A 17,737-nucleotide genomic window follows, 5' to 3' on the forward strand; every position below is an offset into this window, starting at 1 on the left:
GCCGCTCACCCCTGGGAGGAGCGGCGGGCTGCGCCTACGCTGAGGCTGTCAGCACCGGACCCACCTGCATCGCCGAGGAGCCCCCCGTGTCAACTCCCCCCGCCGGACGGGAACTCGGCGCCTTCCTGCGCGCCCACCGCGAACTCCTCAAGCCCGCCGACGTCGGGCTCACCGCCACCACCCGCCGCCGCACCCCCGGCCTGCGCCGCGAGGAGGTCGCCTCCCTCTCCGGGGTCGGCCTGGCCTGGTACACCTGGGTCGAACAGGGCAGGGTCGCCGCCTCCCGGCAGGTGCTGGAGGCGATCGCCCGCGTGCTCCGGCTGGACGACGCCGGCCTTCGGCACGCCCTGCGCCTGGCCGGCTACCACGAGCCCGCGCCGACCGCGGGCCCGGAGGGCACCGACCGGATCGCCGAGGCCATCCAGCCCGTCCTGGACTCCTGGTCCGCCAGCCCGGCCGTCCTGCTCGACCGGCACTTCGACCTGCGCGGCTGGAACGCCGCGTGGGGGGCGCTCTGGGGCTCGCCCGAGTGCGTGCCCGCGGACCGGCGCAACCTGATGTGGGTGATGGCCGCCCACCGGCGGGTGCGCGCGGTGCTGCGGGACTGGGAACCGCTCGCGATGAACGTCTTCCAGCACTTCCGCGCCCAGGCCGGCCCCGCTCTCGCCGACCCCCGTACCCGGGAGGTCTACCGGCACCTGGACGAGGACGCGCCGGAGCTCCGCCACTGGTGGGGGTGCCACTCGGTGGCGGAGCTGACCGTCCGTACCGTCACCGTCGAGCCGGCCGGCCTCGGCCCGGTCCGGCTGACCCTGTCCTCCTTCCACCCGGTGGACGACCCCTCGGCGACGGTGCTGCTGTTCACCCCGAGCGGCGACGCCGACCGGGCGCGGATGACCGAACTGGTCGAGCATCCGTTGCGCGCGGTCGGCGGCGTGGAGCAGGAGCGCCGGGTCGGCTGAGCCGGTCGGGGCCTCAGACCTTCTCCGTGGCCGTGGCGCCGGTGGGGGTGGTGGCGGCGGGGGTGGCGCCGGCGGCCGTGCTCGCCGCACTCGCCCTGCGCAGCCCCAGGCTGACCGCCGCCGCGCCGAGCGCGGCCAGCACCGCCAGCCCGCCGCCGACCAGCAGCGTGCCGTCCACGACGTCCCCGAACGCGCCCACCGCCCAGGCGCCGACCCCGGTGCCCGCGTACATGGTCGACGTCAGCCACGCGCTGGAGGTCGCGCGCAGCTCCGGGGCGATGGTGCCCGCCAGCGTCTGCTGGTCCGTCACGAAGCCGCCCGAGGCCAGGAACCACACGGTCACCCCGGCCAGGGCGAGCGCCAGGCCCGGGCCCTTGGCCGCGACCGTGATCCCCACCGCCAGCAGGACGCCCCACAGCGGCAGCAGCGGCAGGTCGGAGCGCCCGGCGGTCCTGGCCCGGTCGCCGAGCCGGCCGCCCAGCAGCGAGCCGGCCATGCTGCCGGCACCGACCAGCACACCCACCAGACCGAGTGCCTCCACCGACAGGTCGAAGCGCTGCACCAGCACCGCGCCGAGGAAGGTGTAGGCGCCCAGGTTGGCCGTGTTGAAGACCGTGTTGACCAGCAGGGCGCGCCGCAGGGTCGGGTCGGCCCAGCCGGCCAGGATGGCCCGTACGGCGCCCACCCGCGGCGCCTGTGCCTGGGCTTGTGCCTGCGCCGGTGCGGTACGGCCCCGGACCTGGCGCAGCAGCAGCGGCACGGCCGCGGCGGTGCCGACGGTGAGCGCCCAGAACGCCGAGCGCCAGCCGGCCAGCCCGGCCAGGAAGCCGCCGAGCGGCACGCCGATCACCTGGCCGCAGGAGAACAGCGCCATCCCGAGGCCCAGCGCGCGCCCGCGCACCGCCTCAGGCGCGGTCTCGGCGATGTGCGCCCAGATCGCCGGCCCGGCGGCGGCCGCCGCGAGCCCGGCCACCGCGCGGGAGACCACCAGCAGGGTCAGCCCGGTGGACAGCGCCGCCGCGGCGTTGGACAGGACGAACAGCGCGCTGCCCACGACGAGGGTGCGGCGGCGGCCGAACCGGTCGCTCAGCAGCCCGAGGAAGGGCGCGGCCACGGCGTACACCAGCACGTACGCGGTGACGCTGGACGCGGCGGCCGCCTCGCTGGTGTGGACCGAGTCGGCGATGGTCGGCAGCAGCGGCGAGACCAGGAAGGTCTCCGTGCCGAACAGGAACAGCAGGAGGAACACCCCGGCGTAGCGCCACCGGTCGAAGCCCCGTGCCGACGTGTCCGACGGCAGGGCGTCCTCGGCCCGGTCGGGCCGGGGCGGGTCGGAGATGCTGCTCACGGTGAAGTACCACCTTCTCGTACGGGCGCGCGGCCGGGCCCTCGGACGGCGGGCGGAAGCGGCCGCGCGACGGCTGACAGGGCGTCCGATGCGGCCCATCCTGCGGACCGCCCGGGCGGCCAGCCAGACAGGCGGTGATCCTGTGACTCCGGCTCACAGGCTGAGCCCGCGCACGGGGTGCCGCTGGTGGGCCGTCCTGCGCAGCTGTGTGCTGTGGGCCGTCGCGTGCAGCCGTGTGCAGCCGTGTGCAGCCGTGTGCTGTCGTGCGCTGTCGTGGCAGCCTCCGGGCGCGGGGCGTACAGCGGGTCGGGCCGGGCGGTCGTAGCGTCGGGGAGTGCCGAGCCGCCGGGGCGGCGGATTCCTCGGCCCCCGCGACGACCACCGAACGAGGATCCGCACGATGACCACAGCCTCACCCGACGGAGCACCGGCCGACCGGTCGGGCGCTCCTCAGGAACGCCGCTTCGAACCGGACCTCCGGTCGATGACCCGGATCAACCTGCGACCCATCGCCTCACCCATGCCGCTGGGCTTCTTCACGGTGGCGATCGCCTCCGTGATGACGGGCTGCCTCCAGCTCGGGATCTTCGGGCCCGAGGCCCGCGGCGCCGTCGCCCTGTGCGTGCTGCCCGCCTTCGCCCTGCAACTCCTGGTCAGCGTGCTGGCGTTCGGCGCCCGCGACGTGATCGCGGCGACACTGATGGGCGTGTTCGCGGGCAGCTGGCTGGCCTACTCGCTCGTCATGTTCACCGGTGCGGCCGACGGGCTGCGGGTGCTGGGCGTGTTCAACCTGGCGTTCCTCTGCTTCGGGGCGCTGATGACCGCCGTGACCCGGCCCAAGCGGGCGCTCTGGTTCGTGCTGGCGGCCTCCCTGCCCCGCTGGGCGGCGACCGGGCTCTCCGGCCTCACCGGCGCCGAGTGGCTGACGCGCACGTCCGGGGCGCTCGGCCTCCTGGTGGCGCTCGTCGCGATGTACGCGGCGTTCGCCCTGATGCTGGAGGACATGCGGAGCGAGGAGGTGCTGCCCATCGGCCGCAGCGGCCCCGCCCGCGCCGCCGTCCACGGCGATCTGGCCGTCCAGCTCCGCAACCTGGAACGCCAGGCGGGCGTGCGCCGCACGCTCTGAACGCCCGGTGCCCCGCACCGCCTCCCCGGGCGGCCGCGGGGCGCACCGGGTGTGGGGCCCGTGCGGGCGGACGAGCGTCAGGCGGCCCGCCGGGCGAGGCGGCTGCGGACGGAGTCCAGGGTGGCGGCGATGAGGAGCGACTGCGCGAGCGGGACGAGGTGGGCCGCGGTGTCGCCGTGGGCCGCGGCGTCCACCGACTCGACCATGAGGCGGTAGGGGTCCTGGGGCGGGTAGTGGCGGTGACGGCCGTCGTCGGCGGGGGTGAGCGTGTCGGTGCTGAGCGTGCCGGTGGTGAGCGTGCTGGGGGCCGAGCCGGCGCAGAAGGCCGGCGGGGTGAGGGTGAGGGAGCCGTCCGTACCGGTGGTGGTGAAGGTCTCGGACATGCCGCCGATGAGCGAGCAGCCGATCTCGGCCGTGCCCCGGCCGGGGAAGTCGAGCAGGAAGCGGGTGGCGGAGTCGGCGGAGCCGGGGTGCCAGTGGTCCTGTTCGGCCCGGACGACCCCCGGGCTCCGCCAGCCGAAGGCGGCGAGCGCGGCGGCGACGGCGTAGTAGCCGACGTCGTAGAGGGCGCCGCCGCCGAGGGCGGGGTCGAGGCGGTAGTTGCCGGGAGCGGGGGCGAGGCCGTCGAACCGGGCGGTGACGGTGTGGACGGTGCCGATCGCGCCACGGGTGATCATGGATTCGAGGTCCCGGGTGCGCGGATGCCAGCGGTTCCAGGCCGCCTCGACGAGCAGTCGTCCGGTGGCGCGGGCGGTGGCGGTCATGGCGCCGACCTCGGCGGCGGTCAGCCCGAGCGGCTTCTCGCACAGGACGTGCTTGCCCGCGCGCAGGGCGCGCTCCACCCAGGGACGGTGGGCGCTGTTGTGGAGCGCGACGTAGACGATGTCGACGTCGGGATCGTCCAGCAGTTCCTGGTAGCGGGTGTACACCCGGGCCGGGTCGAGGGCGCGGGCGCGCCGGGCGTCGGTCGCGGCGACGGCGTGCAGGCGCGGGCCATCGGCCGCGTGGACGGCGGGTGCGAGGCTGGAGGCGGCGATCGAACCGGCGCCCAGGAAACCCCAGTTGGCCATGGTCAGTCCTCTTCCGTTCCCGTCGGCTCGGTCGTTGCCGTCGTTGCCGTCGACTCCGTCGTCGTCGTCGTTGCGGCGGCCAGGTCCAGGACGAGCGAGCTCCAGCCGAAGGACCGTGCGCCGTGCCCGGCGGCGTCCTCCGGGCCGTAGCACTCCCGGGTGCCCGAGGCCGCGACGAGGGCGCAGGTGCGCGTCGCGAGCGTGTCGGCCTCCGCGTGGTAGCCGCGGCGGCGAAGGCCCCAGTGCAGGTACCAGTTCAGGTTGACCCAGCTGGAGCCGCGGAAGATGGCCCCGGTGCGGAACGAGGGGTCGTACGACGGCTCGGTGGCGGCGACGCTGGGGACGGGGTGGGGGAGCCAGAACTCCCGCTCGTTCAACAGGTGTTGTTCGATGACGCGGTGTGCGGCGGAGTCCGGCACGGAGTCGAGGAGGACGGGCAGGAGCGCACTCGCCGTGAGGACGTCGCTGCGCCGCCCGGCGACGAGGTCGAGGTCGTGGAAGGCGCCGGTCGCCTCGTCCCAGCAGTGCCGCATCAGCGCGGCGCCGATCGCGCGGGACTCCTCGGCCAGCCGCTCCGCCGTGCGCCCGTTCGGTCCGGCCGTCCGGGCGAGGCGTGCCAGGCAGGCCAGCCCGTCGGCGTAGACGGTGTTGACGAGCACGTCGTTCCAGACGAACAGCTTCCGGTCGCGGAGCGGGGCCTCGGGCGTGCGGGAGGGGGAGGCGTAGGCGGTGATCAGCGACCGCATGGCGTGGTGCCAGGCGGTGTGCACGGCACCCTCGGGGGCCGCCTGGATGCCGAGCGCGGCGTCGTACTTGGGGCTGCTGTCGAGTCCGGACTCGTCGGGCTGGTAGATCTCCAGCAGCCCGGTGCCGGGGCTGGTGCGGTGGTCCCTGAGCCAGCGGAAGAAGGCGAGCGTCGGCGGCAGGACGCGGCGCAGCCAGAGGTCGTCGCCGGTGGCCCGGTACACCCGCTCGACGGCTCGGGCGATCACGGGCGGCGCGATGGTGACGGACCGCCACCCCTCCCAGAGGTCGATCCGGAAGTCGGCGGTGGCGCGCGGCCTGAGGTCGTCCTGCCAGAGGACCATGTGCGGCAGGAAGCCGGTCGGCGTGACCGCGCCGAGCAGGGAGCGCAGTTCGTCCCGGGCCCGCCGCGTGTCGACGTGGGTGAGGGCGATGGCGTGGAAGCTGCTGTCCCAGGCCCACTGGAAGGGGTAGCTGTCGGGGGAGGGGCAGGTGAAGTCGTAGCTGCGCTGCGCCGCCCGGGAGAAGCCCGTGCGGTGGTTGCGGGCCAGCGTGTCGCGGGCCTTGGCGGAGCTCTCAGTGACGGACATGCGGGGTGACTCCCGAGGAGGACGCGTCGGCGCCGGCCGGGCGGCTTCGCCCGGCGGCGAGCAGTAGCGCGGCGAGGGGCAGCAGGCAGCCGGCGAGGCCGAAGGCCGAGCGGACGCCGAGGTGGTCGGACAGGGTGCCGAGCAACAGGGGCGCGAGCATGATGCAGGTGCTGACGGCGAGTTGGACGCGGGCCGTGGCCTGGTCGGTGCGGCCGGGCGCCGCGCTCACCGCGAGCGAGAGAGTCAGCGGGAAGAGGTTGGCGACTCCGAGCCCGCCGAGGGTCAGGCCCAGCAGGGCGAGCCAGGTGGTGGAGGCGAGCCACAGGGCGAGGAAGCCGACGGCGGCGACGGTCAGGGCGCCGGCCACCAGCGCGGCCGAGCGGGTGGGGCGGGTGCCGGCCGTGAGCCGGCTGCCCGCCAGGCGGCCGATCAGCTCGCCGCCGTAGAACAGGGCCAGTGCCACCGATGCCTGACTGTCCGTCAGGTCGAAGGCGCTGGTGAGCAGGGGGGCGGCGTAGTAGGCGAGGCAGAACTCGAAGCCCACGACGAGGCCGCACAGGGCGGCGCGCAACGGGAACGAGCCGGGCGGGCGGCCGGCCTGCGCCGCGTCCCCGGCGGCCTTCGCGCGGGAGGCGATCGCGGCGGAGGCGGCGGGGCGTGGGCGCAGCGGCTCGTGGCGGAGCGCCGGGTACATCGCCGCGAGCGCGAGGGCGGGCAGCACCAGGGACCAGTTCCAGGACGCCCCGGCACCCTCCAGGCCGCTGATGACCAGGGGCGCGGCGAGGGCGCTGAGGCTCGCGGCCGCGTTGGCCTCGACCAGGGCGCGCGCCCGGAGGGACTCGTGCGCGCCGTGGTGTTCGGCCAGCACCGCCAGTGCCGTCGTCTGCAGCAGCGCCCCGCCGACGCCCCCGAGGACCGCCGCGCCGAGGGTGACGGCGGCCGACAGTCCGGTCGCCAGGAGGAGTGAGCCCGCGGCCAGGGCGGCGAGCGCGGACCAGAAGAGCACCCGGTGGCCCAGCCGGCTGCGGAGGCGGCGGAACAGCAGGTTGGTGAGCATCGCGCCGGCTGCGAAGGCCGTCGAGTGCAGGCTCATCAGGGCGTAGGACAGCTTCAGGTCCCGGCGCAGGAGCGGCAGCAGCGGGCCGAGTGCGTACAGGAGGTAGGCGTAGACGGCCAGTCCGCCGTACGCGGTGGCGGTCAGGCGGTCCCGGACGAAGACGGGGGCGCGGTGATCCGCACCGACCGGCACCGACGTGCCGGTCACCCCGGTATCCCGGCCTGCTCGGCGAAGGCTCCGTCGGTGGGGAGGGCGGCGGGGAGGGCGGTGGGGACAGCGGAGGCGCGGGAGGGGACGAGCGAGGGCGCCGCGGCGGCCTCCGCAGCCGTGCGGCGTACGTGGTCGAGCAGGACGGACGGGGCGAGCAGCGAGGTCTTCATCGAGGCGCCCCGCCCGTAGCCGGTGAACGCCTCGCGGACGGCGTCCTCGTCGTCGAGGCAGGCCCGGGTGGTGATCAGCGGGGCCGGGTCGACCAGGCCGGACTCGACCAGCCGCAGGGCCACGGCGGTGACGTGCGCGGAGCGGGCCATCGGGAAGGAGCGGACGTCGAAGGGGGTGGAGAGCAGCTTCAGGCCCTTGGCCAGGATCATCCAGGTGTTGAGCCGCTGCGGGACGGCCGTCGCGCCGTAGATGACGTACGAGCCGCCGGGGCGCAGCAGGCCCATCGCGATCTCCCGGATGTCCTTGCCCGGCCCGTCGGCCTGCCCGGCGGGGCGCCCCGGTGCCGCGATGTGGGGCAGTGCGTCGAACACGTAGTCCGCGTACTGGTCGTGGTGTTCGCGCACGTACGCTTCGAGCTCCGCCGCCTGGGTGTCGGTGTTGAAGGCGCGGGAGGCGCCGTGGCGCAGCGCGACGGCCATCCGGTCGCTGTTGCGGTCCAGCACGGTGATCGAGCCGGCGCCGAGGTGGCGGTGCAGCACCTGGACGGCCAGCTGGGCGCTGGGACCGCAGCCGAGGACGACGCAGGTGTCACCCGGTTTCGGGGGGTTGAGCAGTAACGACCGCAGGACCGAGGTCAGCGGTTCGATGACGGAGGCCAGGTCCGAGGGCACGTGCGGCGGCAGGACGACGGCCGCGGCCTGGTCGGCGTCGTAGAAGTTGCGGCCGGTGTACCAGGCGGTCTCGACGCCGAGCCGGCCCGGGAAGAGCGGCCGGAGCGCCCGGTACTCGGCCATCCCGCCGAAGTCGGTCTGTCCCCAGTAGGTCACCCGGTCGCCGGGCCGGACGTCGTCCCGGAGCCGCTTGCCGACTTCGACGACCCTTCCCACGTATTCGTGCCCGGGAATGATCGGCCAGTCCTCCGGAAAGAGGTGGCCGCGGAAGTAGGAGACGTCGGTCGAGCAGATGGAAACCGCTTCGGTCTGCAGCAGGATTTCGTCCTCGCGGCATTCCGGGTCGGGCACCAGGGTGCGGTTTATCTCCCCGGGAGAGGTCATCAGGTACGCGTACACGGTTGTTCCCTCCACGCCTGTGTGTCATTCCACTACCGGAATCGGCGGGCGGTGTCGCCCGCCGATCGTGCAGTCCCCCGCCGGAAATTCATCCTGCGTGGTTCGGTCGGCGCCGTTCGCTCTCAGGAATCGACTTCGAAGGCGACGTCCAGCGCGTACCTGTCGCCCACGTACCGGGTTTCGGTGAGCTCCAGGGGGCGCTCGTCCTGGTCCATGATGAGGCGCTCCTCGACGAGCAGGGCGGTCCCCGGAGCCACCGCCAGCAGCTCCGCCTCCCGCTCGCCGGCCGTGGCGGCCCTGATGGACGAGTGTCCGCGGGTCGGTGTCCGGCCGAGCCCGGTGAGCGTCTCGTGCATCGACGCCGTCCGGAAGTCGACCTCCAGCAGGGCGGAGAGGTCCTCGGGGAACACCGCCCGTTCCAGCGCGGTGGGGATCCCGTCGGCCGACCGCACCCGGGCGACCTCCACGACCTGGGCGGACCTCCGCAGCCGGAGCCGGTGGACCTCCTCCGGCAGCGCGGCCCGGAGGCTCGCCGAAATCAATTGCGACGAGGGCTTCCGGCCCTGTCTGCGCATTTCCTCGCTGAATCTGACAAGGTTTTCCGCGCGACGGTGGGTCGGCGGTTCCGCGACGAATGTCCCGCGCCCGGACACCCGGTACACCAGACCTTCCGTGACGAGTCGTTGAACGGCCGCCCGGGCGGTCATGCGGCTCACCCCGAATTCCTCGCACAACTCCGCCTCCGACGGGAGGGGGTCGTGCGGCCGGTGCTTGGCGATCCGGTTTCTCAGTGCCTGTTCGATCCGGTGGTACCTGGGCGCGAAATCCGTTTCCAAAAGGGGGCCTCCGAAATTGAGACTACGCCGTCCAGCTGTCTAGTCAACCAGCGTAGACCAGTGCAGAGCGGGACATTTCCCGGCGAAGTGCACCAAGGGCAAGAGGCGTGCACGGTGATCCCCGTCACACCTGGCCCCGGTCGGCGGGCGGGATAGCTGTATAGACGGCTAGACGGGTGGAGGTTATGGTCGGGCTGTCCGCGCGTCGCACCCCGATCGGTGGGACGCGGAACGCCTCACCCCAAGGACAGGCTCATGGACCCCACCGGCATCCACGGCCCCGCCGGCCTCGACGCTCTCACCGGAATCGACGATCTCTCCGGCATCGACGACCCCACCGGCCTCGCCGTCCGGCAGCTCGCCAAGATGATCGACCACTCGCTGCTGCGGCCCGAACTGACCACCACCGAGGTCCTGCGCGGCTGTGAGCTCGCCGCGGCCTACGACGTCGCCTCCGTCTGCGTGCGCCCCGCCGACACCGCCCTCGCGGTCAAGGCACTCGCCGGCACCGCGGTCGCGGTCGGCACCGTCATCGGCTTCCCGCACGGCGGCTCCACCACGGCGGCCAAGGCGGGCGAGGCCGCGGACGCGCTGGCGGCGGGTGCGACCGAACTCGACATGGTGCTCAACATCGGCCTGCTGCGCAGCGGGGAGGACGACGCGGTGCGGGCGGACATCGCGGCGGTGGTCGACGCCGCGAGGGGCGCCGCCCTCACCAAGGTGATCTTCGAGAACGCCTACCTCGACGACGAGGAGAAGCTGCGCGCCTGTCGTCTCAGCACGCTGGCGGGCGCGGACTTCGTGAAGACCTCGACCGGCTTCGCGCCCGGGGGAGCGACCCTGGCGGACGTCCGGCTGATGCGCGCGAACGTCCCCGCGCACATGAGGGTCAAGGCCGCGGGAGGGGTGCGCACCCTCGACCGGATGCTGGAGTTCGTGGCCGCCGGCGCCGAACGCTTCGGGGCGACCGCCACCGCCACCATCCTGGACGACCTGGCCGCCCGCCGGGCCGCCGGCTGAACTCCCGCTCCCCGCCCCGGCCTTCAGGAGACCGGGTGGGCTGAGTCGGCCGAGTGGTCCGGGTCGGCCGGCAGCCGGGTGCGGAAGGTGGTCGGGCCGGGCGCGGCGAGGACCGCGAGGCTGCCGCCGTGGATGGCGGCGATGTCGCGGGCGATCGGCAGGCCCAGCCCGGCGCCGCCGTCGTCGCGGCTGCGGGCGTCGTCGAGGCGGGTGAAGCGTTCGAAGATCCGCTCGCGGTCGGCGGGTTCGATCGTGGGCCCGTCGTTGGCCACGTCGAGGATCGCGTGGCCGGTGGCCCGGTCCGTGCCGAGCCGGACGGTGACCCGGTGCCGGGCGTGCCGGTGGGCGTTGTCGAGCAGGTTGGTGAGGAGCCGGCCCAGCCACAGGCGGTTGCCGACCACCGTGACGGCGCGGTCCGTGTGCACGGCGACGGGGTGGGCGCCGGTGCCGCGGGCCGCGACCGTGGTGTGCACCAGCTCGGCGAGGTCGACGGCCTCGGCGGGCCGGTCGCGCCCGGCGGCGTCGAGGCGGGCGAGCAACAGGAGGTCGGCGGCGAGGGCCTGGAGGCGCTCGGTGTCCTCCAGCGCGCCGGCCACCAGGTCGGCGCGCACCTCGTGGTCGGGGTGGGCGAGGGCGACCTCGAGCTGGGTGCGCAGCACGGTGAGTGGGCTGCGCAGCTCGTGGGAGGCGTCGGCGATGAAGCGGCGCTGTCGGGTGCCCGCGGCTTCGAGGCGTTCGAGCATGGCGTTCATGGTGCCGGCGAGCCGGGCGATCTCGTCGTCGCTGCGGGGCTCGGGGACGCGGCGGTCGAGGTCGCGGTCGCCGATGGCGGCGACCTCGGCGCGGATGGCCTCGACGGGCCGCAGGGCCCGGCCGGTCGCACGCCAGGTGAGGACCCCGACCGTGATCAGCAGGACGGTGCTCAGCGCGGCGAACGCGGCGGTGGTGAGGTCCTCGGCGGCGTCGACGGTGCGCAGGGACGCACCGACGTGGACGGTGACGGGCCCGGCCGGGGTGGCGGTGGTGATCGTGGTGACGCGCTGGTGGTGCTGGTCGCCCAGGGTGCGGAGGTCGAAGGTGGTGTGGCCGTCCCGGTGACCGGTGGGCGCGATCGAGGGGTGGCCGGTCAGGTTCTGGCTGGCGGCGACCACCGCGCCGTTCGCGTCGACGACCTGGATGAAGTCGGTGCCGTGGTCGAGGGGAAGCAGGCCGGGCAGACGCCCGTCCTCGGCGAGGCGGGCGACGGCCTGGGCCTGCTCGCGGGCGCCGGCCTCGACGGTGCGTTCCAGGTTGGCGTGCAGCAGCACGGCGACGGCGGCCGAGGCGGTGCCGAGGACGACGGCGACGCTGAGGCAGGCGGCGAGGGTGGTGCGGGCCCGGACCGAGCGCGGGGTCAGACGGTCGGCGAGGGCCGCGGCCCGGGGGTGGCGGGCAAGGCGTCGGTGCAGTGCCGCGCGGATCCCGCGGTCGGCCGGTGTCGTGCGGATGCCGCGGTCGGCGGTCGGGTCAGCCACCGTCGGCCGCCAGGCGGTAGCCGGTACCGCGCACGGTCTGCACCGCGGCCCGTCCGAACGGGGAGTCGATCTTGCGTCGGAGCGCGCTGACGTGGACCTCGACGGTGTTCGGATCACTGTCGGGGCCGTCGTCCCAGACCGCGTCGAGGATCTCCCGTTTGGACACGGCCTCGCCGGCCCGGCGGGCGAGGTGGTCGAGGATGGCGAACTCGCGGGGGGTGAGGGCGACGGCCGTGCCGGCCCGGGTGCAGGTGCGGGCGGCGGAGTCGACCACCAGGTCCCCCAGGACGGTGCGCCGGGGCGCGCGGCTGCCGATCCGCCGGGCCAGCGCCCTGAGCCGGGCCACCAGCACGACGAACGAGAACGGCTTGGACAGGTAGTCGTCGGCGCCGGTGTCCAGCGCCTCGGCCTCGTCCCACTCGCCGTCCTTCGCGGTGAGCATCAGGATGCCGACGTCGCTGCCGGAGGCCCGCAGCCGCGAGCACACCCGGTAGCCGTTGAGGCCGGGCAGCATGATGTCGAGCACGACGACGTCGTAGGCGTGGTCCATGGCCTTGGCGAGGCCGGACGGGCCGTCGTGGGCCGTGTCCACGGTGAACCCTTCGGCCGTCAGCCCGTGCTGCAGGGCCAGGGCCAGCCGGCGTTCGTCCTCCACCACCAGTACACGCATGCCCACCAGGGTCGCAGGTCGCCGGAGGGGGTGGCCGACGGTGCCCCCCGGTCTTCAGCCGATCTTCAGCAACGCCCGGCCATCCTGGCGCGGTCGCCCGGGGACGGCCCGGGCTGCGGCGAGGAGTGGTGCGGAACGTGAGCGAGTCCGGAGAAGGCGTGCAGCCCCAGCAGAACGACGCGGCGAGCCGCCCGAACAGGGCGCGGGCCGGCCTCGGGCGGGCCCGGCGCTGGGTGCGCGGCCGGTCGGTGCGCTGGGTCGCGGCCGGCGCGGCCGTGGTGGTGATAGGCGGCGGCGCGGCCGCGGTGGCGCTCCACCACGAGCACGAGGGCCACGGCGACGGCCGGTGGGCGGCGGGTGAGCAGGACCGGTACGACGGTCACGGTGAGGGTCACGGCGGCGGTCGCGGTGACGGTCGGGACGGCGGGGGTCACCGGGGTCACGAGGGCCACAAGGCGCCCGGATACGGAACCGGATCCGGATTCGGACACGGGAACGGGGACGGCCCGGGCGGGCCCGGCGCGCCCGCGCCGCTGCCGTCGACCGACGCCGCCGACGCGCTGGCGAAGGCCGCGTCGGTCGTCACGGGGGGCAAGGTCGAGTCCCTGACCGCGGTGGCCGAACAGGGCGGTGGCCGGGCCTGGCGGGCCGTGGTGGTCGGCCCCGACGGCGTACGGCACGCCGTGACCGTGGACGGTGCCACCGCCACGGTCACCGGCAACACCGTGCTGGGCGGCTGACGCATCGACCGGGCGCGGCGCACGCCGTGCCGTAGGACGCAGAGACGCAGAGACGTAGAGAAGGGAGTGCCGTCCGTCATGGGCGCCACGTCAACTCCTGCCGCGACGAACCCCCGCGCGGCCCACGGCGGCCCGGCCGCCTCCGCGGGGTCTGTCCTGAGCAAGGTCCCGCAGGTCACGGCGGTGTTCTGGGTCGTCAAGATCCTCACCACCGGGATGGGCGAGACCACCTCCGACTACCTCGCCACCGTCCTGGGGCCGGTCCCGGCGGTCGGCTCGGCCGGGCTGCTGCTCGTCGCCGCGCTGGCCGCGCAGGCCCGGGCCCGGCGCTACGTCCCGGCGGTGTACTGGACGGCGGTGATCATGGTGAGCGTGTTCGGCACCATGGCGGCCGACGTCGCGCACGTCGCCCTCGGGGTGCCGTACGCCGCCTCCGCGCTCGCGTTCGCCGCGCTGCTCGCCCTGGTGTTCGCCGTCTGGCGGCGGACGGAGGGGACGCTCGCGGTGGAGGCGGTCGCGGGCGGGCGCCGCGAGGTCTTCTACTGGTGCGCGGTGATGGCCACCTTCGCCCTCGGCACGGCCGTCGGTGATCTGACCGCGGCCACCCTGGGCTGGGGCTACCTGCCATCAGGGCTGCTGTTCGCCGCCCTGATCGCGGTGCCCGCGCTCGTCCACCGGTTCTCGGCCCTGTCGCCGGTGCTGACCTTCTGGTGGGCGTACGTCCTGACCCGGCCGCTCGGTGCCTGCTTCGCCGACTGGGCCGGCGTCAGCCACGAACGGGGCGGGCTCGGCCTCGGCACCGGTCCGGTCAGCCTCGTCCTCGCGGTGGTCATCCTGGCGGCGGTGGGGTGGCTGAGCGTCTCCGGGCGGCGGGCACCCCGGGCGTCGGCCTGACGTCCTCCCGCCCGGCGGTCCGTCGGGCATGCCACCGGGCCGTGACGACAGGGTTGTCACGGCCCGGTGGCCCGTCGTCCGGTGTCAGGCCGTCGCGCGCGACTGCCAGTAGGTGAACTCCTGGAGCGGATCGCCGATGAGCGTCCAGGGCCAGGCGGTGACCGCGTTGTCGATCCGACGGAACGTGTCACCGCTCTCGCCCGCGCGGCCCGCCTGGATCAGGGAGAAGGCCAGCAGGTTGAGGTCGGCCGCGGCCGCCGCGTGGTGCAGGCCGCCGAGGCGGGACCACCCGTGCAGGGCGGTGTCGAGCGCGTTGACCGCCCGGTTGTGCGTCCACTGGCGGCGGACCAGCAGCGCCTCGACGCCGCCCCCGGCGGTCGTGCGGGCGTGTTCGTCCACCAGCGCCGTCAGTTCCACACCGGCGGTCGGCGCGGTCGGCGGCGCCGAACTCCGGATGGTGTCCACGAAGTTGAGCTGGGCGCTGCGCGATCCGCACTCCTCCGGCGAGAGGTAGCGCAGCATCTGCAGATGGGCCTCGCGGTTCCACTGGTCGCGCTGGGCGACCTCGTGCCAGACGGCGACCAGCTCGCGCGAGTCGGCGCGCATCAGGCGCAGGATGCCGAGCAGCACCACCCACGGCGTCGGGTCCTCGGGTGCGAGGTCGGCCGCGGTGTAGCAGTTGTCCGCGGCCGCGCGGGCATCGTCCATCTTTCCGGCGAAGCGGCCGCGGACGAGTTCGACCCACGCCTCGAATATCAGCGCGTCCGGATTCTGGGCGCGGCGCAACCGCCAGTTTCGCGCCAGGGAGGAGGGGGCGGCCGTTTCGGCGAGCACGGCGAAACGGTGCCCGCGCCGGTCCCAGTCGGTGCCGGTCTCCCGTAGCAGCCGTTCGACCTGGTCGACCTGGATGGCGTTCTGGCCGGGCAGGCCAGGGGACTTGAGCTGCCGCCGTACGCGGCCGAGCTCGACGTCGCCGAGCTCGGGGCGCAGGCCAGGGCCGGAGGCGCGGTTTCTTCGGAAGAGCGACACGCGCCGCAGCCTAGGCCCATGGGCGATTTTCGGACAGCCCCCGGAATGAAATTTTCCGGCCCGCCGAATGCGGTGAACCTACCGCTCCGTACGGCGATCGGTCTGCTGTAACGGTCGGAATGCCGCTCCGGGTATTTCGCCCGCGGGAATCTCCTCGGCCCTTGGGCCCCCGGGATATCCGCCCCCCCTCGCGTCCGGATGTCACGCGAGGGGGCGGGGGCGGGCGTCCTCGGTCTCAGGCGAGCGGCTTGTCGACGACGGCCTTGGTGTGGCTGAACGTGTCGATCGAGTACTCGCCGTGGTAGCGGCCCATGCCGCTCTCGCCGACCCCGCCGAACGGCAGCTCGGGCATCGCCAGGTGCGAGACCGGCAGTCCGAAGCTGAGCGCGCCGGAAGAGGTCTCCTCGGCCAGCCGCCGCTTGGTGTCCGTGGATTCGGTGAAGGCGTACAGGGCGAGCGGCTTGTCGCGCTCGTTGATGAACGCGATCGCCGCGTCGAGGTCGGGGACGGTCAGGACGGGCAGGACCGGGCCGAAGATCTCGGCCTGCATCACCGGGGCGGTCGCCGGGACGTCGGCGAGGACGGTCGGGGCGAGGTAGCGTGCGGCGCGGTCGTGGTCGCCGCCGATGACGGTCCGTCCGTCGTCGAGCAGTGCGGTGAGCCGGTCGAAGTGGCGCTCGTTGACGATCCGGCCGTAGTCCGCGCTCTCGGCCGGGTCGTCGCCGAACAACTCCCGTACCGCAGCCGCCAGTTCCGCCTCCAGGCCGGCTGCGGTGCCGCCGATGGCGAGGACGTAGTCGGGGGCGACGCAGGTCTGGCCGGCGTTGAGGAACTTGCCGCGGGCGATCCGCCGGGCGGTGACGGCGAGGTCGGCGCCGGGCTCGACCACGACCGGGCTCTTGCCGCCGAGTTCCAGGGTGACCGGGGTCAGGTGCTTGGCGGCGGCGGCCATGACGATCCGGCCGACCGCGCCGTTGCCGGTGTAGAAGATGTGGTCGAAGCGCTCCTCCAGCAGGGCGGTGGTCTCCGGCACGGCCCCTTCGGCGACCGCGACCGCCTCCTCGCCGAGGTAGCGCGGCAGCAGCTCGGCGATGGCCGCGGAGGTTGCGGGGGCGAGCTCGCTGGGCTTGACCAGGGCGGTGTTCCCGGCGGCCAGCGCGCCGACCAGCGGCGCCAGGGCGAGCTGGAGCGGGTAGTTCCAGGGCGCGATGATCAGCACCACACCCAGCGGATCGCGCACGATCCGGGCCTCGGCGGGGCGGAAGAACTCCGGCACCGCGGCCGGCCTCGGCTGCAGCCACTGCGCCAAGTGCGCCACGGTGTGGTCGAGTTCGTTGATCGTGAAGCCGATCTCGGTGCGGTACGCCTCCGCGGCGCCCTTTCCGAGGTCGGCATGCAGGGCCTGCTGGAGCGCCTCGGTCTGCTCGGTGAGCAGGCTGCGCAGGGCGGCCAGCTTGTCCAGCCGCCAGGCGAGCGGCCTGGTCCGGCCGGTGGTGAATTCGGCCCGCAGTCGGGCGACCACCGAAGGAATGCTCTCGTGCATGGGGATCTCGCGGTCTTGAGGCGTCGGGGGTGCTTGGCACATGGAACTTTCACCACATGAAGCAATTGCGACCCTAAGGATGAAAGGTTGAGTTTGTCAAGCATTGGCCGCTCCGTGTTCCCGGTCGCAGCCGCCCCTGGCCCGGCCTCCGCCCTTGCTCCCACTCTCGCCCCCGCCGTGCTCCCGCTCTCGCCTCCCCCGCTCTGCGGCGATCGGTTCGGGCTTCTGGGGTCGGAGTTCGCCCGCGTGGCGCTTGGGAGCAGGTCGATGCGGCTTCCGCCGTCGGGCCCCTGGGCAGTGGCCGCCGGATGTGCTGACATATGCACGTCAAGTCGACCGGATGGCGTCGGCGCCCGGACCCTACCGCGCCGACTCCGCCCTCGACTCCGACTCCGACTCCGTGCCCGATCGAAGGGGAAGCCCATGCTGCTCCGTGTACTGGCCGCCGCGACCGCCGTCGCCGCCTCGCTGTCCGGCCCGTCCGCCTTCGGCGTCGACTCGCTCCCGACCCCGCCCGACCGGATCGTCATCGACGTCGCGACGGTCAACGGCTCCGGCTGTCCGGCCGGAACCGCCGCCGTGGCCGTCTCCCCGGACAACACCGCCTTCACCGTCACCTACAGCGCGTACCTCGCCCAGGTCGGCGTGGGGTCGAAGCCGACCGACTTCCGGAAGAACTGCCAGCTCGACCTGCGCGTGCACGTTCCCCAGGGCTTCACCTACGCGATCGCCTCCGCCGACTACCGCGGCTTCGCCCACCTGGAGAAGGGCGCGAGCGGGACCGAGCGGGCCAACTACTACTTCCAGGGCCAGGCCCAGACCGCCTACCAGGCCCACCGGTTCAACGGTCCGCACGACGACAGCTGGCAGGCGACCGACACCGTCGACGTCGCCGCCCTGGTCTGGGCCCCCTGCGGCGAGGAGCGCAACTTCAACATCAACACCGAACTGCGGGTCTCGGCCGGCAGTTCGGACCCGACCCGGACCACCAGTTTCATGACGATGGACTCGACGGACGGGAACATCAACACCGTCTACCACCTCGCCTGGAAGCACTGCCCCTGACCCGCAGACCGGTTGACCGCCTGACCGGTTCCGGGAGGCCCGGGACGGCCCGGGAGGCGCGCGGTCCGTGTCGACCAC

Annotated in this window: 16 protein-coding genes; 6 read left to right on the forward strand and 10 right to left on the reverse strand. The window is 74.0% G+C overall.

Annotated features, from left to right (window positions below; translation table 11 throughout):
- The first annotated feature begins 86 nt into the window (after positions 1-86).
- On the forward strand, positions 87-962 hold the full coding sequence (locus ABTY56_RS02180) for a helix-turn-helix transcriptional regulator (RefSeq protein ID WP_350625567.1): 876 nt from the start codon (positions 87-89) through the stop codon (positions 960-962).
- Between the two features lie 13 nt (positions 963-975).
- On the opposite strand, the gene ABTY56_RS02185 is transcribed toward ABTY56_RS02180, so the two are convergent.
- On the reverse strand, positions 976-2,310 hold the full coding sequence (locus tag ABTY56_RS02185; protein WP_350625569.1) for an MFS transporter: 1,335 nt from the start codon (positions 2,308-2,310) through the stop codon (positions 976-978).
- A 400-nt stretch (positions 2,311-2,710) separates the two neighbouring features.
- On the opposite strand from ABTY56_RS02185, the gene ABTY56_RS02190 reads away from it, so the two are divergent.
- The gene (locus ABTY56_RS02190; RefSeq protein ID WP_350625571.1) at positions 2,711-3,436 is read left to right on the forward strand and encodes an acetate uptake transporter family protein; all 726 of its coding nucleotides are present in this window, start codon (positions 2,711-2,713) and stop codon (positions 3,434-3,436) included.
- 77 nt (positions 3,437-3,513) lie between these two features.
- Here the strand turns inward: ABTY56_RS02190 and ABTY56_RS02195 are convergent, their stop codons facing one another.
- From ABTY56_RS02195 to ABTY56_RS02215, 5 genes are all read right to left on the reverse strand, one after another.
- Positions 3,514-4,506, reverse strand: a complete 993-nt coding sequence (locus ABTY56_RS02195; protein ID WP_350625573.1) for a Gfo/Idh/MocA family protein — start codon at positions 4,504-4,506, stop codon at positions 3,514-3,516.
- Between the two features lie 2 nt (positions 4,507-4,508).
- Positions 4,509-5,840: an amylo-alpha-1,6-glucosidase gene (locus tag ABTY56_RS02200; protein WP_350625575.1), complete on the reverse strand. Its 1,332-nt coding sequence runs from the start codon at positions 5,838-5,840 to the stop codon at positions 4,509-4,511.
- Complete coding sequence (locus ABTY56_RS02205; protein ID WP_350625577.1) at positions 5,827-7,104, reverse strand: MFS transporter; 1,278 nt, start codon at positions 7,102-7,104, stop codon at positions 5,827-5,829. Before ABTY56_RS02205 ends, ABTY56_RS02200 begins: the two co-directional genes overlap by 14 nt.
- On the reverse strand, positions 7,101-8,363 hold the full coding sequence (locus tag ABTY56_RS02210; protein ID WP_350625579.1) for a zinc-dependent alcohol dehydrogenase: 1,263 nt from the start codon (positions 8,361-8,363) through the stop codon (positions 7,101-7,103). Before ABTY56_RS02210 ends, ABTY56_RS02205 begins: the two co-directional genes overlap by 4 nt.
- Before the next feature lie 107 nt (positions 8,364-8,470).
- Complete coding sequence (locus tag ABTY56_RS02215) at positions 8,471-9,184, reverse strand: GntR family transcriptional regulator (protein WP_350625581.1); 714 nt, start codon at positions 9,182-9,184, stop codon at positions 8,471-8,473.
- Between the two features lie 255 nt (positions 9,185-9,439).
- Here ABTY56_RS02215 and deoC point away from each other — a divergent pair, with 255 nt between their 5' ends.
- Positions 9,440-10,204, forward strand: coding sequence for a deoxyribose-phosphate aldolase (gene deoC / locus ABTY56_RS02220; RefSeq protein ID WP_350625583.1), 765 nt, complete (start codon positions 9,440-9,442; stop codon positions 10,202-10,204).
- Positions 10,205-10,227: 23 nt separating this feature from the next.
- Here deoC and ABTY56_RS02225 read toward each other — a convergent pair whose 3' ends face one another.
- Positions 10,228-11,718 (reverse strand): ATP-binding protein, encoded by a 1,491-nt coding sequence (locus ABTY56_RS02225; RefSeq protein ID WP_350625585.1) that lies wholly within the window; start codon positions 11,716-11,718, stop codon positions 10,228-10,230.
- The gene (locus tag ABTY56_RS02230; RefSeq protein ID WP_350625587.1) at positions 11,711-12,388 is read right to left on the reverse strand and encodes a response regulator transcription factor; all 678 of its coding nucleotides are present in this window, start codon (positions 12,386-12,388) and stop codon (positions 11,711-11,713) included. The genes ABTY56_RS02225 and ABTY56_RS02230 overlap by 8 nt, the downstream gene beginning before the upstream one ends.
- Positions 12,389-12,525: 137 nt before the next feature.
- On the opposite strand from ABTY56_RS02230, the gene ABTY56_RS02235 reads away from it, so the two are divergent.
- A complete protein-coding gene (locus ABTY56_RS02235) occupies positions 12,526-13,128 on the forward strand; it encodes a hypothetical protein (protein WP_350625589.1) in 603 nt (200 codons plus the stop codon).
- Positions 13,129-13,206: 78 nt separating this feature from the next.
- Positions 13,207-14,022: a COG4705 family protein gene (locus tag ABTY56_RS02240; protein WP_350625591.1), complete on the forward strand. Its 816-nt coding sequence runs from the start codon at positions 13,207-13,209 to the stop codon at positions 14,020-14,022.
- An 84-nt stretch (positions 14,023-14,106) separates the two neighbouring features.
- Here ABTY56_RS02240 and ABTY56_RS02245 read toward each other — a convergent pair whose 3' ends face one another.
- Positions 14,107-15,051, reverse strand: a complete 945-nt coding sequence (locus ABTY56_RS02245) for a hypothetical protein (RefSeq protein ID WP_350625593.1) — start codon at positions 15,049-15,051, stop codon at positions 14,107-14,109.
- 235 nt (positions 15,052-15,286) lie between these two features.
- A complete protein-coding gene (locus ABTY56_RS02250) occupies positions 15,287-16,594 on the reverse strand; it encodes an aldehyde dehydrogenase family protein (RefSeq protein WP_350625595.1) in 1,308 nt (435 codons plus the stop codon).
- Positions 16,595-17,017: 423 nt separating this feature from the next.
- Here ABTY56_RS02250 and ABTY56_RS02255 point away from each other — a divergent pair, with 423 nt between their 5' ends.
- On the forward strand, positions 17,018-17,659 hold the full coding sequence (locus ABTY56_RS02255) for a DUF4360 domain-containing protein (protein WP_350625597.1): 642 nt from the start codon (positions 17,018-17,020) through the stop codon (positions 17,657-17,659).
- Positions 17,660-17,737: the final 78 nt, after the last annotated feature.

The organism is Kitasatospora sp. NPDC097691, from assembly GCF_040302665.1.
Lineage (GTDB): Bacteria > Actinomycetota > Actinomycetes > Streptomycetales > Streptomycetaceae > Kitasatospora.